A 781-nucleotide genomic window follows, 5' to 3' on the forward strand; every position below is an offset into this window, starting at 1 on the left:
GCCTGCGCCCGGCCCAGCGCCCAGGCGGCGAAGCCGATGGCCAGCCCGCCGGCCAGGGCGGCGGCCAGCCCTTCGGGCCCGACCTGCTGCGCCAGCACCCAGAGCAGCCACAGCGCCGCGCCATACATCGGGAAGGCGAGCACTTCCTTCAGCCGCTCCATCCAGGCGCCGGGGCGCGGCAGGCGGTGGGCCAGGCCGGGGAAGACCGCCAGCAGCGCATAGGGCGCGGCCATGCCGAGCCCCATGGCGGCGAAGACCGCCAGCATGGCCGGCGGCGGCATCAGCATGGCGGCGCCGATGGCGGCGGCCATGAAGGGCGCGGTGCAGGGTGTGGCGACCAGCACCGCCAGCCCGCCGGTGGCGAAGCTGCCGAGATGCCCGCCGCGCGACGCGGCACCCGAGCCCAGCGCCACCGGCCCGCCGATCTGGAACACGCCGGAGAGGTTCAGCCCGACCGCCAGCATCAGCCAGCCCATGAAGGCGACGAAGAGCGGCGAGGTGAACTGGAAGCCCCAGCCGGCGACGCCGCCCGCCGCGCGCAGCGCCAGCATGGCCCCCGCCAGCGCCAGGAAGGAGAGCACCACGCCCGCCGTGTAGCTGGCCGCATGGCCGCGCACCGCGCCGCGCGCCGCGCCGGAGAGGCGGGCGATGCCCATCGCCTTCATCGCCAGGATGGGGAAGACGCAGGGCATCAGGTTCAGGATCAGCCCACCCAGCGCCGCCCACAGCGCCGCCTGCCACAGCGGCAGGGCGCTGCCGGCGGCGGCCAGCGGCGGCGGCA

General features: G+C 76.6%; 1 protein-coding gene. It reads right to left on the minus strand.

Features of this window, described 5'->3' with window-relative positions; translation table 11 throughout:
- Window positions 1-781 (minus strand): protein-disulfide reductase DsbD family protein (locus HMPREF0731_RS22170; protein ID WP_007006507.1); only part of this gene is annotated, 781 nt, incomplete at both ends.

The sequence above is a fragment of the Pseudoroseomonas cervicalis ATCC 49957 genome (assembly GCF_000164635.1).
GTDB lineage: Bacteria > Pseudomonadota > Alphaproteobacteria > Acetobacterales > Acetobacteraceae > Pseudoroseomonas > Pseudoroseomonas cervicalis.